Origin of the sequence: Mucilaginibacter sp. R-33 (assembly GCF_049949235.1) — a bacterium.
Taxonomy (GTDB): domain Bacteria; phylum Bacteroidota; class Bacteroidia; order Sphingobacteriales; family Sphingobacteriaceae; genus Mucilaginibacter.
In genome coordinates this window covers 3692998-3715811 of the sequence record NZ_CP188089.1, presented here as the reverse complement: position 1 = coordinate 3715811, position 22814 = coordinate 3692998, and the positions used below count along the sequence as shown (strand labels likewise).

11 protein-coding genes are annotated in these 22814 nt (G+C 45.7%); all 11 read left to right on the top strand.

Features of this window, described 5'->3' with window-relative positions; translation table 11 throughout:
* Positions 1-293: 293 nt before the first annotated feature.
* The 11 genes from ACP26M_RS15370 to ACP26M_RS15320 all read left to right on the top strand — a co-directional run bounded on the left by ACP26M_RS15370 (position 294) and on the right by ACP26M_RS15320 (position 22804).
* Complete coding sequence (locus tag ACP26M_RS15370) at positions 294-959, top strand: DUF3826 domain-containing protein (RefSeq protein WP_091172329.1); 666 nt, start codon at positions 294-296, stop codon at positions 957-959.
* Between the two features lie 106 nt (positions 960-1065).
* Positions 1066-4251: a SusC/RagA family TonB-linked outer membrane protein gene (locus ACP26M_RS15365; RefSeq protein ID WP_091172327.1), complete on the top strand. Its 3186-nt coding sequence runs from the start codon at positions 1066-1068 to the stop codon at positions 4249-4251.
* A 12-nt stretch (positions 4252-4263) separates the two neighbouring features.
* A complete protein-coding gene (locus ACP26M_RS15360; RefSeq protein WP_426581171.1) occupies positions 4264-6072 on the top strand; it encodes a RagB/SusD family nutrient uptake outer membrane protein in 1809 nt (602 codons plus the stop codon).
* A 62-nt stretch (positions 6073-6134) separates the two neighbouring features.
* A complete protein-coding gene (locus ACP26M_RS15355; RefSeq protein WP_426581169.1) occupies positions 6135-7796 on the top strand; it encodes a polysaccharide lyase in 1662 nt (553 codons plus the stop codon).
* A 267-nt stretch (positions 7797-8063) separates the two neighbouring features.
* Positions 8064-11162: a DUF6298 domain-containing protein gene (locus ACP26M_RS15350; RefSeq protein ID WP_426581167.1), complete on the top strand. Its 3099-nt coding sequence runs from the start codon at positions 8064-8066 to the stop codon at positions 11160-11162.
* A 469-nt stretch (positions 11163-11631) separates the two neighbouring features.
* Positions 11632-13014 (top strand): glycoside hydrolase family 140 protein, encoded by a 1383-nt coding sequence (locus tag ACP26M_RS15345; protein ID WP_426581166.1) that lies wholly within the window; start codon positions 11632-11634, stop codon positions 13012-13014.
* Between the two features lie 2 nt (positions 13015-13016).
* Positions 13017-13967, top strand: coding sequence for a glycoside hydrolase family 43 protein (locus ACP26M_RS15340; RefSeq protein WP_426581164.1), 951 nt, complete (start codon positions 13017-13019; stop codon positions 13965-13967).
* A complete protein-coding gene (locus ACP26M_RS15335) occupies positions 13960-15795 on the top strand; it encodes a six-hairpin glycosidase (RefSeq protein ID WP_426581162.1) in 1836 nt (611 codons plus the stop codon). The genes ACP26M_RS15340 and ACP26M_RS15335 overlap by 8 nt, the downstream gene beginning before the upstream one ends.
* Entirely contained in the window at positions 15795-17249 is a 1455-nt protein-coding gene (locus ACP26M_RS15330) for a sialate O-acetylesterase (protein ID WP_426581160.1), read from the top strand. The genes ACP26M_RS15335 and ACP26M_RS15330 overlap by 1 nt, the downstream gene beginning before the upstream one ends.
* Before the next feature lie 8 nt (positions 17250-17257).
* Positions 17258-20044, top strand: coding sequence for a glycoside hydrolase family 2 TIM barrel-domain containing protein (locus ACP26M_RS15325; RefSeq protein WP_426581158.1), 2787 nt, complete (start codon positions 17258-17260; stop codon positions 20042-20044).
* A 3-nt stretch (positions 20045-20047) separates the two neighbouring features.
* Entirely contained in the window at positions 20048-22804 is a 2757-nt protein-coding gene (locus ACP26M_RS15320; RefSeq protein ID WP_426581156.1) for a family 78 glycoside hydrolase catalytic domain, read from the top strand.
* Positions 22805-22814: the final 10 nt, after the last annotated feature.

Below are 22814 nucleotides of genomic sequence, written 5' to 3'. Positions count from 1 at the left end.
CGAAAAGCGGGTTATGATAAGATTGTATAATAAATAGATAAATACAAATAGGAAAGGCAAAGGCTAACCATTGATATTTGTTAAAGCAACTTGTAAATCAGGCTGCAGGATACCAGGAAATATAAACCAATAAAATTAATTATACTTTTTATCAGGCTTTTAGAACTGACAAGATTTTAACAGTTAATTAATTGTGATATGAACAATTAATTGCGTAAAAAACGGCAGGGTACTATATACTTTTTTTAAGGGCTTTATAAAAACTGTAAAGAATTTAACCAATTGAAACAACCATGAAGCACTTTAAATACATAGTGATATTGTTATTATCAGTTGCAGTCAGTGAGGCTTTCGCGCAGGCACCAGTGGATAACAACTACATAAAAGTTATAACCGAACGTTCAAACAAAATTGTTACAGGAGCAGGCATCACCGACTCGGTAAAATTTAAGAAAGTGCGTGATATTGTAGTTGCCCAGTACAGTGATTTGAACACCATTTATGATGCGCGTAAAGCAAAAGTAAATGATATTAAAACCCAGATGCCCGATGATAAAGCAGGTGCCAATGCCAAAATCGCCCTTGTAGATAGTAATGTGGCTAAGCAGGTTAAGGTTTTACATACCTTATATATCAATAAGCTGAATAAGGAATTAAGCGCTGATGAGGTTGATAAAATAAAAGACGGCATGACCTACCGCATTTATCCCATCACTTATACCGCTTACCAGGATGAAATACCTACCCTTACCGGGGAGCAAAAAGACAAAATTAAAGGATGGCTGCTGGAAGCGAGGGAGAATGCCATAGATGCCGAATCGGCAGAGAAAAAACATGCCTGGTTTGGGAAGTTTAAGGGCCGCATTAATAATTACCTATCCGCACAGGGCTACGATATGAAAAAGGAGGGTGAAGAGTGGCAAAAACGGATCAAAGAGCGGCAGGCAGCAAAACAATAATTTTTGAACTAACCTAAATATCCCGGTATCATGAAATAAGCTTTAGCCGGGCAAACCAATTATACTAATTAATTAACCTGATCATGAAAATTAAATTATCAAGTTTATGAGAAAACTTTTCCTCTTACTTTCGGTGTTGCTGTGCTTAGGCAGCGCGCTAAAAGCCCAGGACCGTAATATAACAGGTACGGTTACGGACGAAAAAGGTGCTCCCCTGCCAGGGGTTGCCATCCAGGTAAAGGGCAGTACAACAGGTACTATCACCAATGCCGATGGTAAATATTCAATTAAGGCTACTAACCTACAGGCCATTGTGGTTGGGGCTAAATTTCTTGGATACAACTACCAGGAAAAAACACTGAAGATTGGCGAAATGAATGCCGACTTTAAAATGGTACCATCACAAAATGCCCTCGATGAGGTTGTGGTAGTAGGTTACGGTACTCAAAAGAAGGTCCACTTAACAGGTGCTGTTGCCGCGGTGGATATGAAAACCATCCAGGATATCCCTACCACTAACCTTGCCGCCGCACTTCGCGGTACCAATGCCGCGGTAAGTGTTACCGGTGGTATTGCAAGACCGGGCCAAAGCGGAACCATCACTATCCGTAACCCAGTCTTTCTGGCAAAGAATGGTGGAAGTACAACACCATTGTACATTATTGATGGTGTACAACGTAGTGAAGCAGATTTCAACTTGCTTGATCAAAGTGAGGTGGAGAACATTTCGATATTGAAAGATGCTGCCGCTGCCATATACGGTATTTTAGGCGCGAATGGCGTTATCGTTGTAACAACCAAACGCGGCCAGGCCGGCGGGCCAAAGGTAAGCTTCAGTTCATCAGTAGGTATTGCCGATGCAATTCAGCTTCCTAAAATGATGTCGGGCTTTCAGATGGCTACTTATTTGAATGATATTGAGCAAACCAGGTATAACCACACCATAACACCCGAAGGTTATATCAACGGCGATTTAAGCAATAAAGACTTAAAATATTATACGCCGGATGAGCTTGAGTACTTTAAAAATAATAACCAAAATTTCCTGGAGCAGGCATTTAAACCGGCAGTAACCAGCAGGAACGCGTTGAGCATAACCGGTGGCAACGATAAGGTTACTTATTTCGCAGGCGCAAATTATGTAAACCAAAACTCCAACTTTAAAGGCGTAAACACTAACCGCTTTGGCTTCAGGGCCAGTGTCGACGCAAAAGTGGCGAAAGGTTTAAAACTGTCATTGTCATTGAGCGAAGATCTTGCCAAAAGCAAAATTTACTGGTATAAACTATCAAGTACCAGCGAAAGCCCGGATAACGACTTTCTGTCGCTTAACCAGGCACCACCATGGCAAAAATATTTTATCGACGGGCATCCTGTATATTTAGGAACTAGCAATAACGATAACCTTAACTTTTTTGCTGTTCAAAATTCTAACAACTACACAGGTAACAATAACACTGTATTTAATGGTTTAGCCAATTTGAGTTACGAAATTCCGGGTATTAGCGGCTTAACTGCCAATGTTAGCTACAACCGTAATCTTAATAATGCCTTTAACAAGCAATATGGCTCAACGTTTTATTACAACCAATATTCGGGCGAAGGCGACAATAACCATATTCCGGGAGGAACTGTGGTAGGCGTAAAAGCTATTAAAAATGGCGATAGGGTGCGCCTTACCCCTACAATGGCAGATAATTACCAGTTCAACGCCAACCTTACTTACCATAAACGTTTTGGGGCGCATGAAATTACTGCACTGGCTTTGTATGAGCAATATGAGTCATATAGTGAAGGTGTAGCTGCCGAAGCCGACGGTGTAATTGTAGGCGGAAAAGATAACCAAACGTTCACCATCGGCGATCAATCGTCAAACCAGGCTACATTGGTAAAAGAATATGGCCGTAAAGCTGTGGCAGGTAGGGTAAATTATGCCTACGCCGATAAATACCTGGTTGAATTGGCCATGAGGGCGGATGCCAATACCAACTTTGCACCGGGCCACCAGTGGGGATATTTCCCTTCGGCTTCAGCAGGCTGGGTGGTTTCAAAAGAAAACTTCTTTAAATCAGTAAGCTTTGTTGATCTTTTGAAATTCAGAGGTTCGGTAGGTTTGTTGGGTTCTGATAATACACCTTCATTCTTATACGCGGTTAACTACCAGTTTGGTACCGGCAACAAAGGCGGTGCTGTTTTCGGCGGCAATAGCGACAGGGGCCTCGGCGCACTGCTAAATATCGCTATCCCGAACGCTAATTTAACCTGGGACCATGACCTGAAAACAAACTACGGTTTAGATGCCGCTTTCCTGGGTAACCGCTTATCAGTTTCGGCCGATTATTTCTGGGAGCACCGCTATGATATGCTTGCATCGCTGAACACTTCAGTTCCTGTAACTATAGGCGCAGCGCCATCTGCCGAAAATTATGGTATTGTCAATACTTTCGGATACGAGATCTCTGTAAGCTGGAAAGACAAAATCGGTTCTAATTTTAGCTATAATTTTAGCCCGTTCTTTTCCTGGAGCGATAATAAATACATTAAATATGATATCGCTGCAGCACAGGTGGGTACCATTCAGGATTTGACCGGTAAATCAAGCGATCAGGGAACACTGGGATACAAATCACTCGGTATTATCCGTACACAAGCCGATGCCGACGCGATCATTGCAGAAAGGGCCGCAGCAGCCGGTGGCGCGCAAAACGTTAAGATTTTTGGTTACGTACCTTCACCTGGTATGATCAATTACGTTGACAAAAACGGCGACGGTATTATCAAACAAAACGATCTCAACGACCAGTTTTATTTAGGTAAGAAATCATCAAACCACTACAATCTTGGTCTGAACTTTGGCGGTGCATATAAAACATTAAGCTTAAATGTGGTTATGGGAATGAGCTGGGGTGGTAACCAATCAATTGAGAGCGCGGCCATTAAACAAGCTACTGCCAACCAGAACAGGCCTGTATTCTGGGCCGATCACTGGACCCCATCTAATCCAAATGCCAAATATCCCGACCCTTATTACTCGGACGATGTGAGTGCTACAAGTGATTTTTGGTTTGTTAGCCCCTTCACCTGGAATATCTCCAGTGCTAACTTAAGCTATACCCTGCCCGCTTCCATCACAAAAAGGCTTGGAATGTCAAGCATAAGGGCGTATGTGGTAGCTACAAACCCAATCAACTTTGTAAACCCGTTCCCCGAACATTATCGTGATATTTCATCACCATTTGGGGCATATCCCAACTTACGCACAGTATCTTTTGGTTTAAACTTAGGCTTCTAAACTTTGAAAGACATGAAATTATTTAAAACCATATTTGCAGCTTTGATCGTATCAGCCCTGTTTACAAACTGTAAAAAAGTGCTTGATAAGGAAGATCTTACACACAGCACCCCCGGTCAGATTTTTAATGACTCAACGGTGGCTATTTTAAACATCAATTACCTGTATACAGCAAACCAGCCTGGCTGGTTTGGCGATACCGGCGGCGCTATTGGCAGCGGGGGCGACAAATGCGACGAATTTTACAGCGATAACGCATACGTAAAAGGCACGGTTACCATCGAAACTGTTGGTGACATCGGTACCTCGGTGAATATCAGCAATAACTACGGCCGGATCCGTAACATTAACCAAACCCTGCAGGACCTCGACGCCAGCACCTTGCCTGCCTCTACCAAAAACAGGTATAAAGCACAGGCTTATTTTTGGAGGGCTTTCAGGTATTTTGACCTGGTAAGGTTATATGGAGGTGTTCCATTGGTATTAAAACCGCTTGATGCTATTGGTCAGGACGCCAAAAACGCGGCGCTTTTGCCTCGTAACAAAACCTCAGAATGTTTTAAACAAATTGTGAGCGATCTGGACAGCTGTATAAAATATCTGCCCGCCAAATGGAGTGGCAGCGATTACGGTCGTATTTCATCGGCTGCTGCTGCTGCGTTTAAAGGAAGGGTGTTGCTAACGTATGCAAGTCCTCAGTTTAACCCCAGCAATGATGCGGCCCGCTGGCAAACAGCTGCTGATGCCAATGATAAGGCAATGCAGATATTGTCCGCTAATAACTACGGTTTAAACCCTTCGTATGACAATATGTGGTTTACCGAAAACAGCAGCAATCCGGAAGCAATTTTGATAACAGGTTTTAACACATCATCAACCGATCAAAACCAGAATAACAATACCTATGATAACGCGACTCGTCCGGCCTATTTAGGTACTAAAGGCGGTTCCAATCAACCTACATGGGATATTGTAAAATCATACCCGATGCTTGACGGAAAAGCACCAGGTACCTCCTTAAAGTATACATATGATGATGCAAAGTTTTTTGATAACCGCGATCCAAGGTTTAACAAAACTATTGCCTACAACGGTTGTAACTGGCCTATAAACGGCAATAGCTCTTATCGTCTGTGGACTTACTTTTATTACAATAAAGCGGATGGTTCCGGTGTTAAAACCACTGAACCGGCATCAGCAACAGGCTCAGGTTTCTACCTGCGCAAAGCTATTGACCCTAACGTCAGTGTGGCAAATACACCATATGTTGGTACAGATTGGATGGAGATCCGTTATGCCGAAGTTTTATTGAACCAGGCCGAATGTGCCGCCGCGTTAGGTAACGTAACTACCGGTTATACCAATATTGCCGCCATCAGGAAACGTGCGGGTATTGAAGCTGGTGCTGATAACCTGTACGGTTTAGACGCAGGTATGAGCCCTGATCAGATGATCAACGCTATCATGAATGAACGTAAAATTGAGTTTGCCTTTGAAGGTAAACGCTATTGGGACCTTCGTCGCCGTAAACTGCTCGAAAGCACATTGAACGGTAAAAAGAGAACGGGGCTTACAGTTACCCTTAATAACAACGCAAGCGGTAAAGATTATCTTACCGGTACAAGAGATGCTTTAGCAGCTGCATCATTGGATGCCCTGTACAGCACATCTTTCACCGTTAAAACTAAAACTATGGATTCTTATAACATAGCGGTTCAGGCGGGCGATTACTTTTTCGGGATCCCTTCGGCGGCATTGTTAAATAATATCAATTTACAGCAAAATAACACCTGGGGTGGGCCGTTTGATCCGCTTCAATAATAAATTAATTGAACGATGGGTGCCTGCTAACCATTTAACAAAAGAAGATTACGAATACAGATATGAAAAAACACACAGCTTTATTTTTAGTAGCAGCGGCATTGGGTTTAGCTAAACCGGCTTTTGCCCAATACCCGGAAATACCAGAAAAGGTTAAAGCAGAGAGTGAGGCTTTGATGAAAGAGGCTACCCGTCGTTCAGATTCAGCATGGGCGGTTGCCCTGCCCATTATCCAGGCCGATCAGCGCCGTGGCAAAGTATACGTACCATGGGCCGCACGCCCAACAGATTTGCCGCAGGCCAAGATCCCGGCATTCCCGGGTGCCGAGGGCGGTGGCAAATTTACTTTTGGGGGCCGCGGTGGTAAGGTATATGTAGTTACCAGTTTAGCAGATAGCGGTCCCGGCACTTTGCGCGAGGCCTGCGAAAAAGGCGGCGCGCGTATTGTGGTATTTAATGTTGCGGGCATTATCCGCATCAAAACACCGATTATCGTGAGGGCTCCGTATATTACTATTGAAGGCCAAACTGCTCCGGGTGATGGCGTTTGTATTGCAGGCGAATCATTTTGGGTGAATACACATGATGTTGTGATCCGTTATATGCGTTTCCGCCGCGGCGAAACCAATGTTGGCCGCCGTGATGATGCTTTGGGTGGCAACCCGGTGGGCAACATCATTGCCGATCACGTATCTGCAAGCTGGGGCCTGGACGAAAACTTTTCCATGTACCGCCACATGTTTGATCCGGGCGATGGCTCGAAAGAAGAGAAGCTGGGTACCGTAAATATCACTATCCAGAATTGTATTTATTCAGAATCATTGGATTACTGGAACCACGCTTTCGGCTCAACGACAGGCGGCGAAAACAGCTCATTGATGCGTAACCTTTGGGCCGATAATACTGGCCGTAACCCATCTGTTGGCTGGAATGGCGTATACAACTTTGTAAACAATGTGGTATTTAACTGGCATCACCGTTCAATGGACGGCGGCGATTATACCACCAATTACAACGTGATCAATAACTACTTTAAACCTGGTCCGGTTACACCTAAAGATGAGCCGGTTGGTCACCGTATCCTAAAACCGGAATCGGGCAGGAGCAAGCTGAAAGAAAAAGTATTCGGTCGCGTTTATGCATCAGGTAACATTATGGAAGGTTATCCCGAAGTTACCAAAGATGCGTGGAACGGTGGCATCCAGGTTGAAGGCCCTGGTGGCAAAGAATTGCCTGACGCCGGTCAGTACAAGGATTACATGAAATCGGATGTTCCGTTCCCTATGCCTCCGATGACTATCCTATCGGCAAAAGACGCCTTTAAATTTGTTATAGCAAATGCGGGAGCAACGCTTCCAAAACGCGATCCGGTTGATGTGCGGATTACCGAGCAGGTACGTACCGGTAAGATCACTTACAAAGAAATGAACACCGATACTGCTTACCAGTTTAAAGTGCGTAAATTACCTAAGGACTCGTACAAACTGGGTATCATCACTGCCCCATGGCAGGTTGGTGGCTATCCTGAATATAAAGGCATGCCTTACAAAGATTCGGACAATGACGGTTTGCCCGATAGTTGGGAAACAGCTCATGGCCTAAACCCTAAAGATGGTAAAGATTCGGCCCTGCCTGCAAAAAATGGCGGTGGTTATACCAATATCGAAGTATATTTAAATACAGTAGCCGCTAAAGGCGAAAAGAAGCTTGCTACTTTAAAATAAAGACATATCAGAAGCGATTAAAACCGTTTGTTCCATTTATGTAAGATCATTGCCGTTGGTTTTAACCAACGGAATAACAAAATGGAAACAAAGGGCTTTAGCCCAAATGCCACTTGCATAATTAGGCTAAAGCCCAGGTTCTTCAGCTTCTGTTACCGTTGGTTAAAACCAACGGTAATGAATAAATTACATTTTTAACAACTGCTAATAATGCGGGGATTGAGGTTTATAAGGATTTATTTTTGGGTTGGTTTAATGACTGGGGGGATGCTTATGCATTCCCCCTTATTTGCGCAGGATAAGAAAAAAGCCCCTAAACCCCAACCGCCTGTTGCTGCCGATAAAAACGGCAAGCTAAATTATGTGGTTGCTCCCAACGGCGACCGCATTCCTGATTTTTCATATTGCGGATATATGGCCTCCGAAAAGCCAATCCCTTTGGTGCCTGTAAAAGTTGTAGTGCCTGTAAAAGCAGGCGATGCCACGCTGAGGATCCAGGCTGCCTTAGATTACGTAGCTAGTTTACCTGCAGATAAAGATGGTTTTCGCGGAACGGTGCTGCTCAACAAAGGCACATATCAGGTTAACGGCAGCCTTAAAATAAATGCATCCGGCGTTGTATTGCGGGGAAGCGGGATGGCCGCCAACGGTACCATACTATTCGCTGCCGGAACGGATAGGGAAACCTTTATCCATGTTACCGGCAAAAACGACCGGCAAACATCCAAAGAAATTAAAATTACCGATGCTTATGTTCCGGTAAATGCCAACACTCTGCACATTGCTGAAGACGCAGGCCTAAAAACCGGCGACATGGTGTTGATCCATCGCCCGAGCACACAGGCCTGGATCAGTACCATCAAAACCGATCATTTTGGTGGCGATTTAACCGCCCTGGCCTGGAAACCCGGCGAACGGGATATTTACTGGGACCGCAAGGTAACAGCAATAGATGGCAATACCATAACCCTTGACGCACCTTTAACAACAGCATTGGATACTGCATACGGCGGTGGTTTGATAGCCTCTTATCAATGGCCCGGCCGAATTACACGGATTGGTATCGAAAATTTAAAATTACAGTCGGCCTACGACGCTTCAAACGCAAAAGACGAAGCTCACCGCTGGATGGCAATTACGATGGGAAATGTGAGCGATGCCTGGGTACGCCAGGTAATCTTTGAGCATTTTGCAGGTTCGGCAGTATTTGTTGGTGTTACCGGAAACCGCGTTACGGTTGAAGATTGTAAATCGCTTTCACCCGTTTCTGAAATAGGAGGGCAGCGCCGCAACACATTCCTGACTATGGGCGGGCAAAACCTTTTTCAGCGTTTATATTCCGAGCAGGGTTTTCATGATTTTGCTACCGGGTATTGCGCGCCGGGGCCAAACGCCTTTGTGCAATGTATGTCGGTAGGTTCGCTGGGTTTTAGCGGTGGCATCGACAGTTGGGCTTCAGGCGTTCTGTTTGATATCGCCAACATCGATGGACAGCCCTTAAGTTATATGAACCGGGGACAGGACGGACAAGGCGCCGGATGGAGCGCCGCCAACAGCCTGTTCTGGAATTGTACCGCAGCTCGTGTGGATTGCTATCAGCCGCCAACGGCTCAAAACTGGGCTTTTGGTACCTGGGCGCAATTTGCAGGTGATGGCTACTGGAGTACATCAAACAGCACCATAAGCCCAAGAAGTTTTTATTATGCACAGCTAGCTAACCGGCTTAACAAGGATGTAACTAAACAAGCCGATATCTTATATCCGGCTACTGAACCATCAAGCAGTCCAACGGTTGAGCAAGCAGCCGAATTAATGGCCGCTGCCCGCAAACCGGCTATTACCATGAAGGATTGGATAGATCAATCGCCCAAAAGAAATTCTATCAGCATTTCATCGGCAGGTGCCAAAACTATTGATGAAATAGGATATAAACGCCCGGCTGTTGCTACATTGGCACCCAAAATGAGTGTTACCAACGGCTGGCTCACCCGTGGTAACATCGTTTTAACAGGCAAGCATTTTGAAACCCCGTGGTGGAACGGCACTGTTCATCCCGATTATACTGAAAAGGAAGCTAAACCCGCCATCTCCCGTTGGGTACCCGGCCAAACCGGCACAGGGTTAACGGATGATCTTAACGCGGTAACCGATTGGATGCGGAAAGATAATATCGTGGTATTTGAACACAACTATGGCTTATGGTATGATCGCCGCCGCGATGACCATGAGCGCATCCGCCGGATGGACGGCGATGTTTGGGCCCCGTTTTATGAGCTACCTTTTGCCCGCAGCGGCAAAGAACTGGCTTACGACGGCTTAAGTAAATACGACCTGACCAAATATAATAACTGGTACTGGAACCGCCTGAAACAATTTGCCGACTTGGCCGATGAGAAAGGTTTGGTATTGGTTCACCAAAATTATTTTCAGCACAATATTATTGAGGCTGGGGCGCACTATACCGATTTTCCATGGCGTACGGCAAATAATATCAATGGCACCGGTTTCCCGGAGCCTGTACCTTATGCCGGCGACAAACGCCAGTTTATGGCTGAGCAGTTTTATGACGAAACCGACCCGGCAAGGCGCAAGCTGCATATTGCCTATATCAACAAATGCATGGACAATTTTGCAGGTAATACCGGGGTGATCCAACAGATTGGAGCAGAATTTACCGGTCCGCTGCATTTCATGAAATTTTGGGTAGAAACCATTAAACAATGGGAAACCACACATAAAAAGAAACAGATTATCGCTTTAAGCGCTACAAAAGATGTGCAGGATGCTATCCTGTCCAATCCGGCAACAGCTTCGGTCATCAATGTTATAGATATTCGTTATTGGTATTACCAGGCCAACGGAACGGCCTATGAACCCATTGGCGGCCAAAGCCTGGCCCCGCGCCAGCAAGCCCGCATCTTTAAACCCAAGGCTTCATCATTTGAGCAGGTTTATCGTGCGGTACATGAGTACCGTACCAAATACCCGGATAAAGCTGTGCTTTATTCTGCTGATGGTTATGATCATTTTGGCTGGGCGATATTTATTGCAGGCGGATCATTGCCGGTCCTTCCTGCCAATACCAATAAAGCTTTTTTAGCCGATGCGAGCGGTATGAAACCTGCCGAGCTGCCGGGTTCGCCTAAAGATCAATGGGCGTTAGCTTCATCAAAAGGGTATATCGTTTATAGTAATGGCGGTGGGATTCACCTTGATTTATCGGCCGGTGTTAGTTACAAAGCGCAATGGATCGACCCTAAAACCGGCGAGCTTTTACCCGGTGCTGAAACGATAAATGGTGCTGCAAATACAGAAATTAAAGGACAGGGGAATGGGGCTGCAATTTTGTGGCTGAGCAGGAATTGAAAGGTTAGGAAAAAATAAAAGCGGAGGGCTTGCACGATTCCCCTCTCGAGAGGGGCGGAGGGGTGTATTTAACAAAGCGGTAATAAACGCGAACGAAACACACCCCTGCCAGCGCTCAGCCAAACGCGCCCCCTCTCAAGAGGGGAGCTCGAAAAAATAGAGGGATTAAAGAAGAAAGGGCCAGTGCGATTCCCTTCTTGAGAGGGGTGGAGGGGTGTGTTTAACAAAGCGATAATGAACGCGGACGAAACACACCCCTGCCAACGCTCAGCCAAACGCGCCCCCTCTCAAGAGGGGAGCTTGAAAAAATAGAGGGATTAAAGAAGAAAGGGCCAGTGCGATTCCCCTCTTGAGAGGGGCGGAGGGGTGTGTTTAACAAAGCGATAATGAACGCCGAAGAAACACACCCCTGCCAACGCTCAACCCAACGCGCCCCCTCTCAAGAGGGGAACTTGATAAATTTATAATTATGCTTAAAAAATCTACCATATTAATTGCCATTGCTTCATTGCTTTTTTCATTCAAAAGCAACGATGTAATGCCTCGTTTAATCATATCCGCTAACCACCGCTATTTTATGGCTGGTGATAAGCCATTTTTTTGGCTGGGTGATACAGGATGGCTGCTGTTCTCTAAACTGAAAAGAGAAGAGGCCGAGCAATACCTTGATGTCCGTGCCAAACAGGGTTTTAACGTGATACAGGTAATGGTGGTGCATAGCATCAAAGAAACCAATGCCTATGGCGATTCTGCCCTAAGCAATAAGAATATCACATTGCCAAAAACAACTCCCGGCAATACCTTTGGCAAGGGAAACGAATATGATTATTGGGATCATATCGACTGGATCATCACCAAAGCTGCCGAAAAAGGATTATATGTTGCCTTGGTTCCCGTTTGGGGATCGGTAGTTAAGGAAAGCCATATTGGTGCTGATAAAGCAAAAGCTTATGCCGGATTTTTGGCCAAAAGATACCGCGATCACCCCAATGTGATCTGGATGAATGGCGGCGACATTGCCGGTTCAGATTCATTAAAAACCTGGAATGCTATTGGTAACACTTTGCATGATGTTGATGGTACACATCTGATAACTTACCATCCGCGCGGCCGTACGCAATCATCGAAATGGTTTCATAATGAAGATTGGTTAAGCTTCAATTGCTTTCAATCCGGCCATCGTACTTATGCGCAGGATACCTCCAAAAAAGATTTAAAATACGGCGAAGATAACTGGCGTTATGTTGAAACGGATTACAACCTGTCGCCCGTAAAGCCAACGCTTGATGCCGAGCCATCGTACGAAAAAATCCCTTATGGATTACATGATATCAAACTGCCCCGCTGGACTGCCGCCGATGTAAGGCGCTATGGCTACTGGTCGGTTTTTGCCGGGGCCTGCGGGTATACGTATGGCGATAATGATGTGATGCAAATGCACAAACCAACAGATAAAGGCAGTGCTTACGGCTCAAAAGGGTACTGGTATAATTCGGTAAATGATCCGGGAGCAAAGCAGATGATCTATCTGAAAAAGTTAATGCTGTCCCGCCCGTACCTTGATCGTGTGCCGGATCAATCGTTGATCGCCGGTAATAACGGTGTAAAGTATAACAGGCTGATAGCTACCCGCGGTAAAAATTATGCTTTTATTTATACTTATACCGGCCGGGAGATCAATATCAATGCCGATAAACTGGAAGGTACAAAACTGAAAGCATCGTGGTATAACCCGCGTAATGGACAAACTACGGCTATCGGAACCTTCGCGAAAGCTAAAGCAATCAAATTTAAGTCCCCGGGCAAAGTATCAAACGGTAACGATTGGGTGCTCATTATTGACGCGATATAACAGTGAACAAAGGAATCAAACATATCACTTTACTATTTGCCATTGCGCTGATGTTTTCATGCAAAGCCGGTAAAAGCGTGTACCTTTTTACGTCATTTCACGAGCCTGCTAATGAGGGTTTGCGTTTTTTATACAGTAATGATGCCTATCACTGGAATGCCATCGATCATATTTTCATTAAACCGGAGGTTGGCGATGCCAAAATCATGCGCGACCCATCCATAGCCCCGGGCCCCGATGGAGTTTACCATTTGGTGTGGACAACCGGCTGGAAAAACGACAAAGGTATCGGTTATGCCAGTTCAAAAGATCTGATCCATTGGTCGGCCGAAGAACATATTGAGGTAATGGCCAACGAACCCACCGCGGTGAATGCCTGGGCGCCGGAGTTATTTTATGATGAGGATAATAAATATTTCATCATTGTATGGGCCTCGACAGTACCATTCCGCTTTCCGAAAGGACAGGAGGATGAAAATAACAATCACCGACTGTATTACACCACAACTAAAGATTTTAAAACTTTCAGCCCCTCACAGCTTTTCCTTGATCCGGGTTTTAGCGTAATTGATGCTGAGATCGTAAAGCGGGCCAAAAATGATTATGCACTGGTGATAAAGGATAATACCCGGCCTAACCGTAATATCCTCGTGGCCTTTAGTAATAATCCTCTGGGGCCTTATAGCAATTATACTCCGCGATTTACCGAACCTTTCAGTGAAGGCCCCAGCATGACCAAAGCCGGTGATAACTGGCTGATTTATTATGATTCGTACCGTTTAAAAAGATATGGCGCAATGCGTACAACCGACTTTAAAACTTTTACCGACCTGGCCGATAGCGTGAGCATACCGGTAGGGCACAAGCACGGCACCATACTTAAGGTTACCAAAAAACAGCTTGCGCAGCTTTTACAGGCAGCCGGGCAAACCAAAGCAGCTAAACATGAATAAGTTCATCAGCATATTGTTTTTTATATCGATGGCCGGGATAGCCAATGCACAGGATACCGTGCATTACAGCGGCAATACGGTTGCCAATGTCGATTATCATCACGGGCAGTTAACCCCGGTAATAGGCGTGCACAGCAAACAGATCTTCAGGGCTAACCGTGAACATCCGGAACTGGCCGATGGGTTTGGTTTTACTTACAACCATGCGCCGATGCTGGCCTACTGGAATAATACTTTTTATGTTGAATACCTGAGCGATAAGGTAGGTGAAAGTGTACCGCCGGGACAAACCCTGCTCATAACCTCAAAAGATGGTGAAGCATGGTCGAAACCAACGGTAGTTTTTCCTCAGTATAAAATTCCTGATGGAACTACCAAAGAGGGGCACCCAGGCGTGGCGAAAGACCTGTATTCGGTAATGCACCAGCGTATGGGTTTTTATACGTCGAAATCAAAACGCTTACTGGTGCTTGGTTTTTATGGGATTTGCCTGGATGGTCATGATGACCCGAATGATGGCTTAGGCATTGGTCGCGTAGTGCGTGAAGTATTGCCAAATGGTAAATTCGGACCGATCTATTTTATCCACTATAATCCAAAATGGAACGAAAAGAACACCTCATATCCTTTTTATAAAACCAGTAAGGACAAAGGTTTTGTACAAGCTTGCGATGAACTGATGGCAAACCCGCTGATGATGATGCAATGGGTTGAGGAAACCGATAGGAAAGATCCGCTGATCCCGCTGCATAAGGATTATAAAGCGTTTAACTTTTATCACCTGCCAGACGGCCGTGTGGTTGGACTTTGGAAATACGCGCTAACCGCTATCAGCACCGATAATGGCAAAACCTGGCCAGCAAATGCCGCCCGCGCGCCGCGTTTTGTAACCGCCAATGCCAAAATCTGGGGACAGCGCACATCCGACGGTAAATATGCCACGGTTTACAACCCTTCGGAATTTCGCTGGCCGCTGGCCTTATCGGTTAGTAAGGACGGATTAGATTATACCAACCTGCTGTTAGTTAACGGCGAGATCACCACTATGCGTTACGGCGGTGCTTATAAATCATACGGGCCGCAATATACACGCGGCATTGAAGAGGGAAACGGCAACCCGCCTGATGGTAAGCTTTGGGTAACCTACAGCATGAACAAGGAGGATATCTGGGTGTCATCCATCCCGGTACCGGTAACCGAGAAAGCGGACGTACATGCCAATGAGATCTTTAATCAATTACCAGTAGGTAAAGAGCTTGAAAAGTGGAACACTTACAGCCCGCAATGGGCTCCTGCGGCTATCGACAAGTCACCTGATGGCGAACGAGCCCTAACCCTGAAAGATAGCGACCCATTTGACTTTGCCAAAGCAGAACGTGTTGTGCCTGTTTCTAAAAAATTAATGACCGATTTCACCATCACTGCCGGGCAAAACAATACAGGTATGCTGGACATCGAATTTCAGGATGAAAAAGGCACCGCTGCTATCAGGCTTACGCTTGATTCTGCAGGGCAATTCAGGACCAAGGCCGGTTATCGCAACAAAAACTTCATGAAGTATGAAGCCGGTACGCAATATCATGTAGTGATCAAGCTGAATACCGATACCCGCTTTTATACTGTGAATGTAAACGGCAAGGATGTACTTACTGGCCTGTTTTTCGCGCCGGTGCTAAGCGTAAACCGGGTGGTGTTCCGTACCGGGAATATCAGAAGGTTCCCTGACGCCGATACCCCAACCGATCAGGATTTCGACCGGCCGAACGCAGGAGAAGCTGCGAAACAAGCCGTGTTCTACATCAAATCATTTAAAACAAGTAATTACTAATGCTGCGCTTTATAAAATATTGTTGGTTGACGATCTGCCTGCTGAGCCCCGGGCTTGCAGGGGCGCAGGTTGTTTTACCTAAAATATTGGGTAACAATATGGTATTGCAGCGTAATGCTCCCGTGCCCGTTTGGGGAACAGCCTCGCCGGGCGAAAAGGTAACAGTAAAGTTTGCTAAACAAACAAAGGCAACTACGGCTGATGCGGCGGGTAAATGGATGGTAAAGCTCGACGCGATGCCCGCATCAGCCAAACCATCAACATTAACTATAAAAGGTACCAACACTATCCAACTGCAAAATATATTGGTAGGCGAGGTATGGCTCTGCTCCGGCCAATCGAACATGCAGTACGAAATGCGCAAAAACAGCAAAGTGAAAAGGCCGGATACCAGCACCGCAAACTCGCCTGTTGATGAACTTAACCGCGCGCATAACCCGCAGATCAGGATTTTCCTGGTTACGCAGAAAAACTTGTTAAAGCCCGATTCTAACCATTCGGGATGGAGTGTGGCCGAAGATTCGGCTTTGAGGGCTTTTTCGGCGGCGGGGTATTTCTTTGCTAAAAACCTGCAGCATGATTTGAAAGTGCCGGTAGGTATTATTTCATCGGCGGTGAGCGGCAGCAGGATTGAGCCCTGGGTATCACAGGAGGGTTTTGATGCCATTCCGTATTTTAAGGCCAACAACATTAAAATTGAGGGTGATCCCGGTAAGTTCTACGCCAAAATGATTGAGCCGGTTGCCCCCTTTGCGCTGAAGGGCTTTTTATGGTACCAGGGCGAAAGCAATTGCTTTTTAGGCGAAACCATCAGTTATACCTATAAAATGGAGGCGCTCATCAACAACTGGCGTAAGCTATGGGGCGATAAAACGCTGCCATTCTATTACGTGCAGATAGCGCCTTATTATTACACCCGGGGAAAAGGGCCGGTAACTTATACGCCATTTACAGAACCCGAATTGCGCGAAGCGCAAGCTGCCGCCCTGCAAATCCCGCATACGGGGATGATTGTAACTACCGACCTGAACGATGATCTTAAAAACATTCACCCTCCTTTTAAATGGGAAATAGGCAGAAGGTTGGAACTACAGGCACTTGCCAATACCTACAAAAAGCCGGTAGTTTTTTCGGGCCCGATGTACAAAAGCATGAAAATAAACGGCGACAAGATCATCCTTGAGTTTGATCACGTGGGTGCCGGCTTGGTAAGTCACGACGGTAAACCACTTACTGATTTCACCATTGCTGGTGCCGATGGAAATTTTGTAACCGCCACCGCCATAATAAAAGGAAACACGGTTGAGGTATCGGCCCAATCGGTTGCCAAACCTGTAGCCGCGCGCTTTGCCTGGTCGGAAACCGCACAGCCTAATTTTTATAACAAAGATGGTTTACCTGCTGCTCCATTCCGTACGGATAACCAACTGAAATTTACTCTAACTGCTAACTAAATATACTAATGAGATCTGCCTGCTTTAAAATATGGATTGCTTTACTGTTTGTTATCAACTGGTCGGTAAGCCATGCCCAGGAAACACAAAAGCTATTCCTGTCGGGTACAGGGAGCGACCATACCGTAAACTGGCAGTTTTATTGTACCGCAGGCAACAACTCGGGCAAATGGACAACCATTCCGGTGCCATCAAACTGGGAGTTTCAGGGGTTTGGCAAGTACAATTATGGGCTTTCGAAAGATAGTTTAAGAGGCAAGGAGCAAGGGCTTTATAAATACGAGTTTAACGTGCCGACATCATGGCAGGGCAAGGCTGTCAATATTGTTTTTGATGGCTCCATGACCGATACCGAGGTGAAGCTAAACGGCAAATCCGCCGGGGCAATTCACCAGGGATCATTTTACCGTTTCAAATATGATGTAAGCACTTTGCTTAACTACGGCAAATCAAACCTGCTGGAGGTAACGGTATCCAAGCATTCGGCCAACGCATCGGTAAACGCCGCTGAGCGTAAAGGCGATTTCTGGATCTTCGGTGGTATTTTCAGGCCGGTGTTTTTGGAGGCTGCCCCTAAATCACACATCAGTTATTATGCCGTTGACGCTAAAGCTAATGGTAATTTAAAAGCACAACTAAAACTGGCATCTGTAAAAAGCGGCACGGTAACAGGGCAGGTGTATACCTTGGCGGGGCAAAAATTTGGTGCTCCCTTTTTGGTAAAGATTAATGCGGGTGACACTGTTGCCAATATCAGCACACATATTGCTTCGCCTAAATTATGGTCGCCGGAGTTTCCTAACCTGTATAATGTGGTGTTTGCCCTAAATGAAAATGGTAAGCCTGTTCATACAGTAAAGCAACGGATCGGTTTTCGTACGGTTGAGTTGCGGGAGCATGACGGCATTTATGTAAACGACGCAAAGATCAAATTTAAAGGCGTAAACCGCCATTCTTTTTGGCCAACTACAGGCAGGGCATTAAATAAAAAGGTAAGCATCGGGGATGTTCAGCTGATGAAGGATATGAACATGAACGCCGTACGCATGTCGCACTACCCGCCCGATGATCATTTCCTGGATGTATGTGATTCATTAGGTCTTTTTGTACTGGACGAACTCACCGGCTGGCATCATGCTTATGACGATGTGGTTGGCTCAAAGTTAGCAAAAGAGCTTATCGAAAAAGATATCAATCACCCATCCATCGTACTATGGGACAATGGCAACGAAGGTGGGTTTAACTTTAACCTCGATCATTGGTTTGATGAGCTGGATCTTCAAAAACGCCCGCTGATCCATCCATGGGGAATCTTCCGCGGAACAAATACGCAGCATTATATCAATTATGACTACGGTACCAATACAGGTATCAACGGACACGACGTATTTTTCCCGACCGAGTTTTTACATGGTTTGTACGATGGTGGCGCAGGTGCAGGGCTGGATGATTTCTGGAAACAGATGTGGCATACACCAATTTCGGCAGGTGGTTTTATCTGGGACTTTGCCGATGAAGCTGTGGTTCGTACGGATAAAAGCGGTGAGCTTGACAGCGATGGTGATCATGGCCCGGACGGTATAGTAGGCCCATACCACGAAAAAGAAGGCAGCTATTATGCCATCAAAGAAATCTGGAGCCCGGTTTACCTCGAACCCCGAGAAATAACTCCGGCGTTTAACGGCACCTTGCGTTTAGAGAACAGGTATTCCTATACTAATCTCAAACAATGCACATTCAGCTATAAGCTGGCTATGCTTAATATGGCTGGTTCAACAAGTAAAACCGGCAACATTGCTTCACCGGATGTTGCGCCCGGACAGTACGGAAACCTGCAGCTACAATTACCTAAAGACTGGCAAAACTATGATGTGCTGCATATTTCAGCTTTTGATGTAAACAAACATGAGTTGTTTACCTGGAGTTTCCCGGTAAGTAACCATGACAAGATCACTAACCGCATCATTACCAAAACAGGCGGAAGTAAAGCTGTAATTACCGAAACGGATTCAATATACAAAGTAAAAACCGGTAACGGGATCGAACTGGCGTTTAACCGCAATTCGGGTATATTGGTTAGTGTGAAAAATGCTAAGGGCGATATCCCTTTTAACAATGGCCCTTTTTTGATTGAAGGACAGGATCAAACAGGTTTTGAAAAGCTCACCTATCATTATGAGGGCGATAACCTGGTGGTTGAAGCAGTATTCCCGCCGAAAAAATCAGAACCTTTATTGAAGTGGACTATCTACCCATCGGGCTGGGTACAGCTTGATGTTAAATACTGGCCAATTGGCGAGGACGCCACATTAATGGGCGTTAATTTCTCTTTCCCCGAAAGAAATATCAAAGGCGTAACCTATATGGGCGATGGCCCTTACAGGGTATGGAAAAACCGCATGAAGGGTACATCGCTTGGTATTTGGGATAAAACTTATAACAATACCATAACAGGGCAGGGCAAAGTTGTTTATCCCGAATTTAAAGGCTATTACTCCAACCTGTACTGGATGAAATTGCAAACCACCGGGCAGCCGGTAACTATAGTTTGCAACAGCCGTGATGTCTTTATGCGCCTGTTTACACCTGCAAATCCGGCAAAGGTTTACAACACAGCTCCGGCCTTCCCATCGGGCGATATCTCGTTTATGCATGGCATAACGCCGATAGGCACCAAATCGCAAAAGCCTGAAAAACTGGGTCCGGGCGGGCAAAAAAACCAATATTTTAATTACGACAGGAATATAGAAGACGCACTTTCGCTGAACCTGTATTTCGACTTTTCGGGCAAATAATTGATGAAAAGGTTAGGCACACATATAGGTTTGGCTGTGGCGGTTATTTTAACCTGCCTGGGCAATTGCTATGCGGATGCCTGGATCGGCCTGCAAAACCTGAAATGTGAAATGCTGAACAATCCCTTAGGCATCGGCACCGGTAAGCCCCGACTTAGCTGGCAGATCACCAGCGATACGCGGAATACCAACCAGGTGGCCTATCAAATTTTAGTGGCCTCATCTCCCGAAAAGCTAACAGTAGGGCAGGGTGACTTGTGGGATTCACACAAAGTAAGTTCGGCTGAATCTATTATGATCAACTATGCGGGCAAAGTGTTGAGCAGCCGTGCTGCATGTTACTGGAAAGTCAGGGTCTGGACAAACAATGGAGCAAGTGCCTGGAGCCAACCAGCTAAATGGAGCGTAGGGCTTTTGAACCCTACTGACTGGAGAGCTAAGTGGATTGGTTGCGATCGTGGTTTTGCCTGGGATAGCATCTCCAAGTTCTCTCGTCTTTCGGCCCGGTATTACCGTCGCGGGTTTAGTTTAAATAAAGGGATCAAACGCGCCACTGCTTATATAGTTGGTTTGGGACATTACGAGCTGTATATGAATGGGAAAGCCATCGGCGACCAGGTTTTGGCCGAAGCACCTACCGACTATACCCAATCGGTTAAGTACAATACTTTTGATGTTACGGGTTATCTGAAACGAGGCGATAATGCCATCGGAACGGTATTGGGCAACGGCCGTTATTTTACCATGCGGCCAAAATATAAGCCTAAAAAGATCAAAGAATTTGGGTTTCCTAAAATGCTGCTGCAACTGGAGGTGGAATATACTGACGGGACAAAGCAAACCATCATAAGCGATGACAACTGGCATTTTACTGCCGATGGCCCCATCCGCACCAATAACGAGTATGATGGCGAAGAATATGATGCCACTAAAGAATTTCCGGGATGGAACAGTGCTGGTTTTGATGACAGCCAATGGCTTAAAGCCGAGCTGGTGCCGGCTCCCAGTGGCAAGCTTGACGCGCAGATGAATGAACCGATCAGGGTGATGGATACCGTTAAGCCTGTCAGCATCAGTCAACTTAAAAAAGATGTATGGATCCTGGATCTGGGGCAAAATATGGCGGGTTGGGTACAGATGCGTGTAAAAGGAAACCGGGGAGATAAAGTGACACTTCGATATGCGGAAACCCTTCAATCCAATAATGAGCTTTATGTAGCTAACCTCCGCGATGCGAAAGTAACCGATGTTTATACATTGAAAGGTGGAGCAGAAGAGATCTGGCACCCGGTATTTGTATATCATGGATTCCGATATGTAGAGATCAGCGGTTATCCAGGTAAACCCGAATTAACCGATTTTGAGGGGCACGTGGTTTACGATGCCTTGCCGACCATCGGTCATTTTGAAACATCTAACGCCATCGTCAATAAGATCTATCACAATGCATATTGGGGCATCCTGAGCAATTACAAAGGTATGCCTGTAGATTGCCCTCAGCGTAACGAACGCATGCCCTGGCTGGGCGACAGGGCGGTAGGTTCGCTTGGCGAAAGCTTTGTATTTGCCAACGGTAATTTCTATGCTAAATGGCTGGATGATATAGCGCAATCGCAAAGGCCGGATGGTGCAATACCTGATGTAGCCCCGGCTTACTGGAATTACTACAGCGATAACATGACCTGGCCCGGCACTTATATCCTGGTGGCCGATATGCTTTACCGCCAGTTTGCCGATAAAGCGCCCATTGAAAAGCATTACGCCTCCATGAAAAAATGGATGGATTATATGCGGATTAAGTACATGAAAAATAACATCGTCACCAAGGATAAATATGGCGACTGGTGTGTACCCCCCGAATCGTTAGAGCTGATCCACGCCAAAGATTCATCATTGAATACTAACGGACAACTGATAGCTACAGCTTATTACTATCACTTGTCCGGCTTGATGAAAAAGTTTGCGACAATGTTGCATAAACCTGCTGATGCACAGTTTTTTGCCAGTACGAAGCAAAATGTAGCCAGGGCGTTTAACGATAAGTATTTTAATAAAGCCACATCTAAATACAGCAACAATACGGTTACCGCCAACCTGCTGCCATTGTATTTCGGGATCACGCCAACAGCCAATAAACAGGCAGTATTTAAAAATATTGTGGCTAAGATCAACGAAGCCCATGATCATATCAGTACCGGCGTAATAGGCACGCAGTGGCTCATGCGCGGCCTTACCGAATTTGGCAGACCCGATCTGGCCTGGAAAATTGCCTCTAACACCACCTACCCAAGCTGGGGCTATATGGCCGAAAGGGGGGCAACCACTATCTGGGAGCTATGGAACGGCGATACCGCCAACCCGGCCATGAATTCACGCAACCACATCATGTTGCTTGGCGATCTGATTGCCTGGTTTTATCAGGACATAGCCGGGATAAAAACGGTAAATGCCGGTTTTAAACAAGTGGTTATGCAGCCTTCAATTATTAATGGTTTAGATAGTGTTAATACCTCATACCAAACGGCTTATGGTATTGTGAAAAGCAGTTATACCCATACTAAGGGAAGTTTTAACTGGCATGTTACTGTGCCGCCAAATAGTTCGGCATTGGTTTATGTGCCGGCAAAAAATATGAATGAAGTAACTGAGGGCGGGAAAAAAATATCAGCCATGAAAGATATTAAACCAGTGAAAATAGACAATGGGAGAGCGGTGCTTAGCATTGGTTCGGGGGACTATGATTTTGAAGTAAAATATTAACGTAGTATTG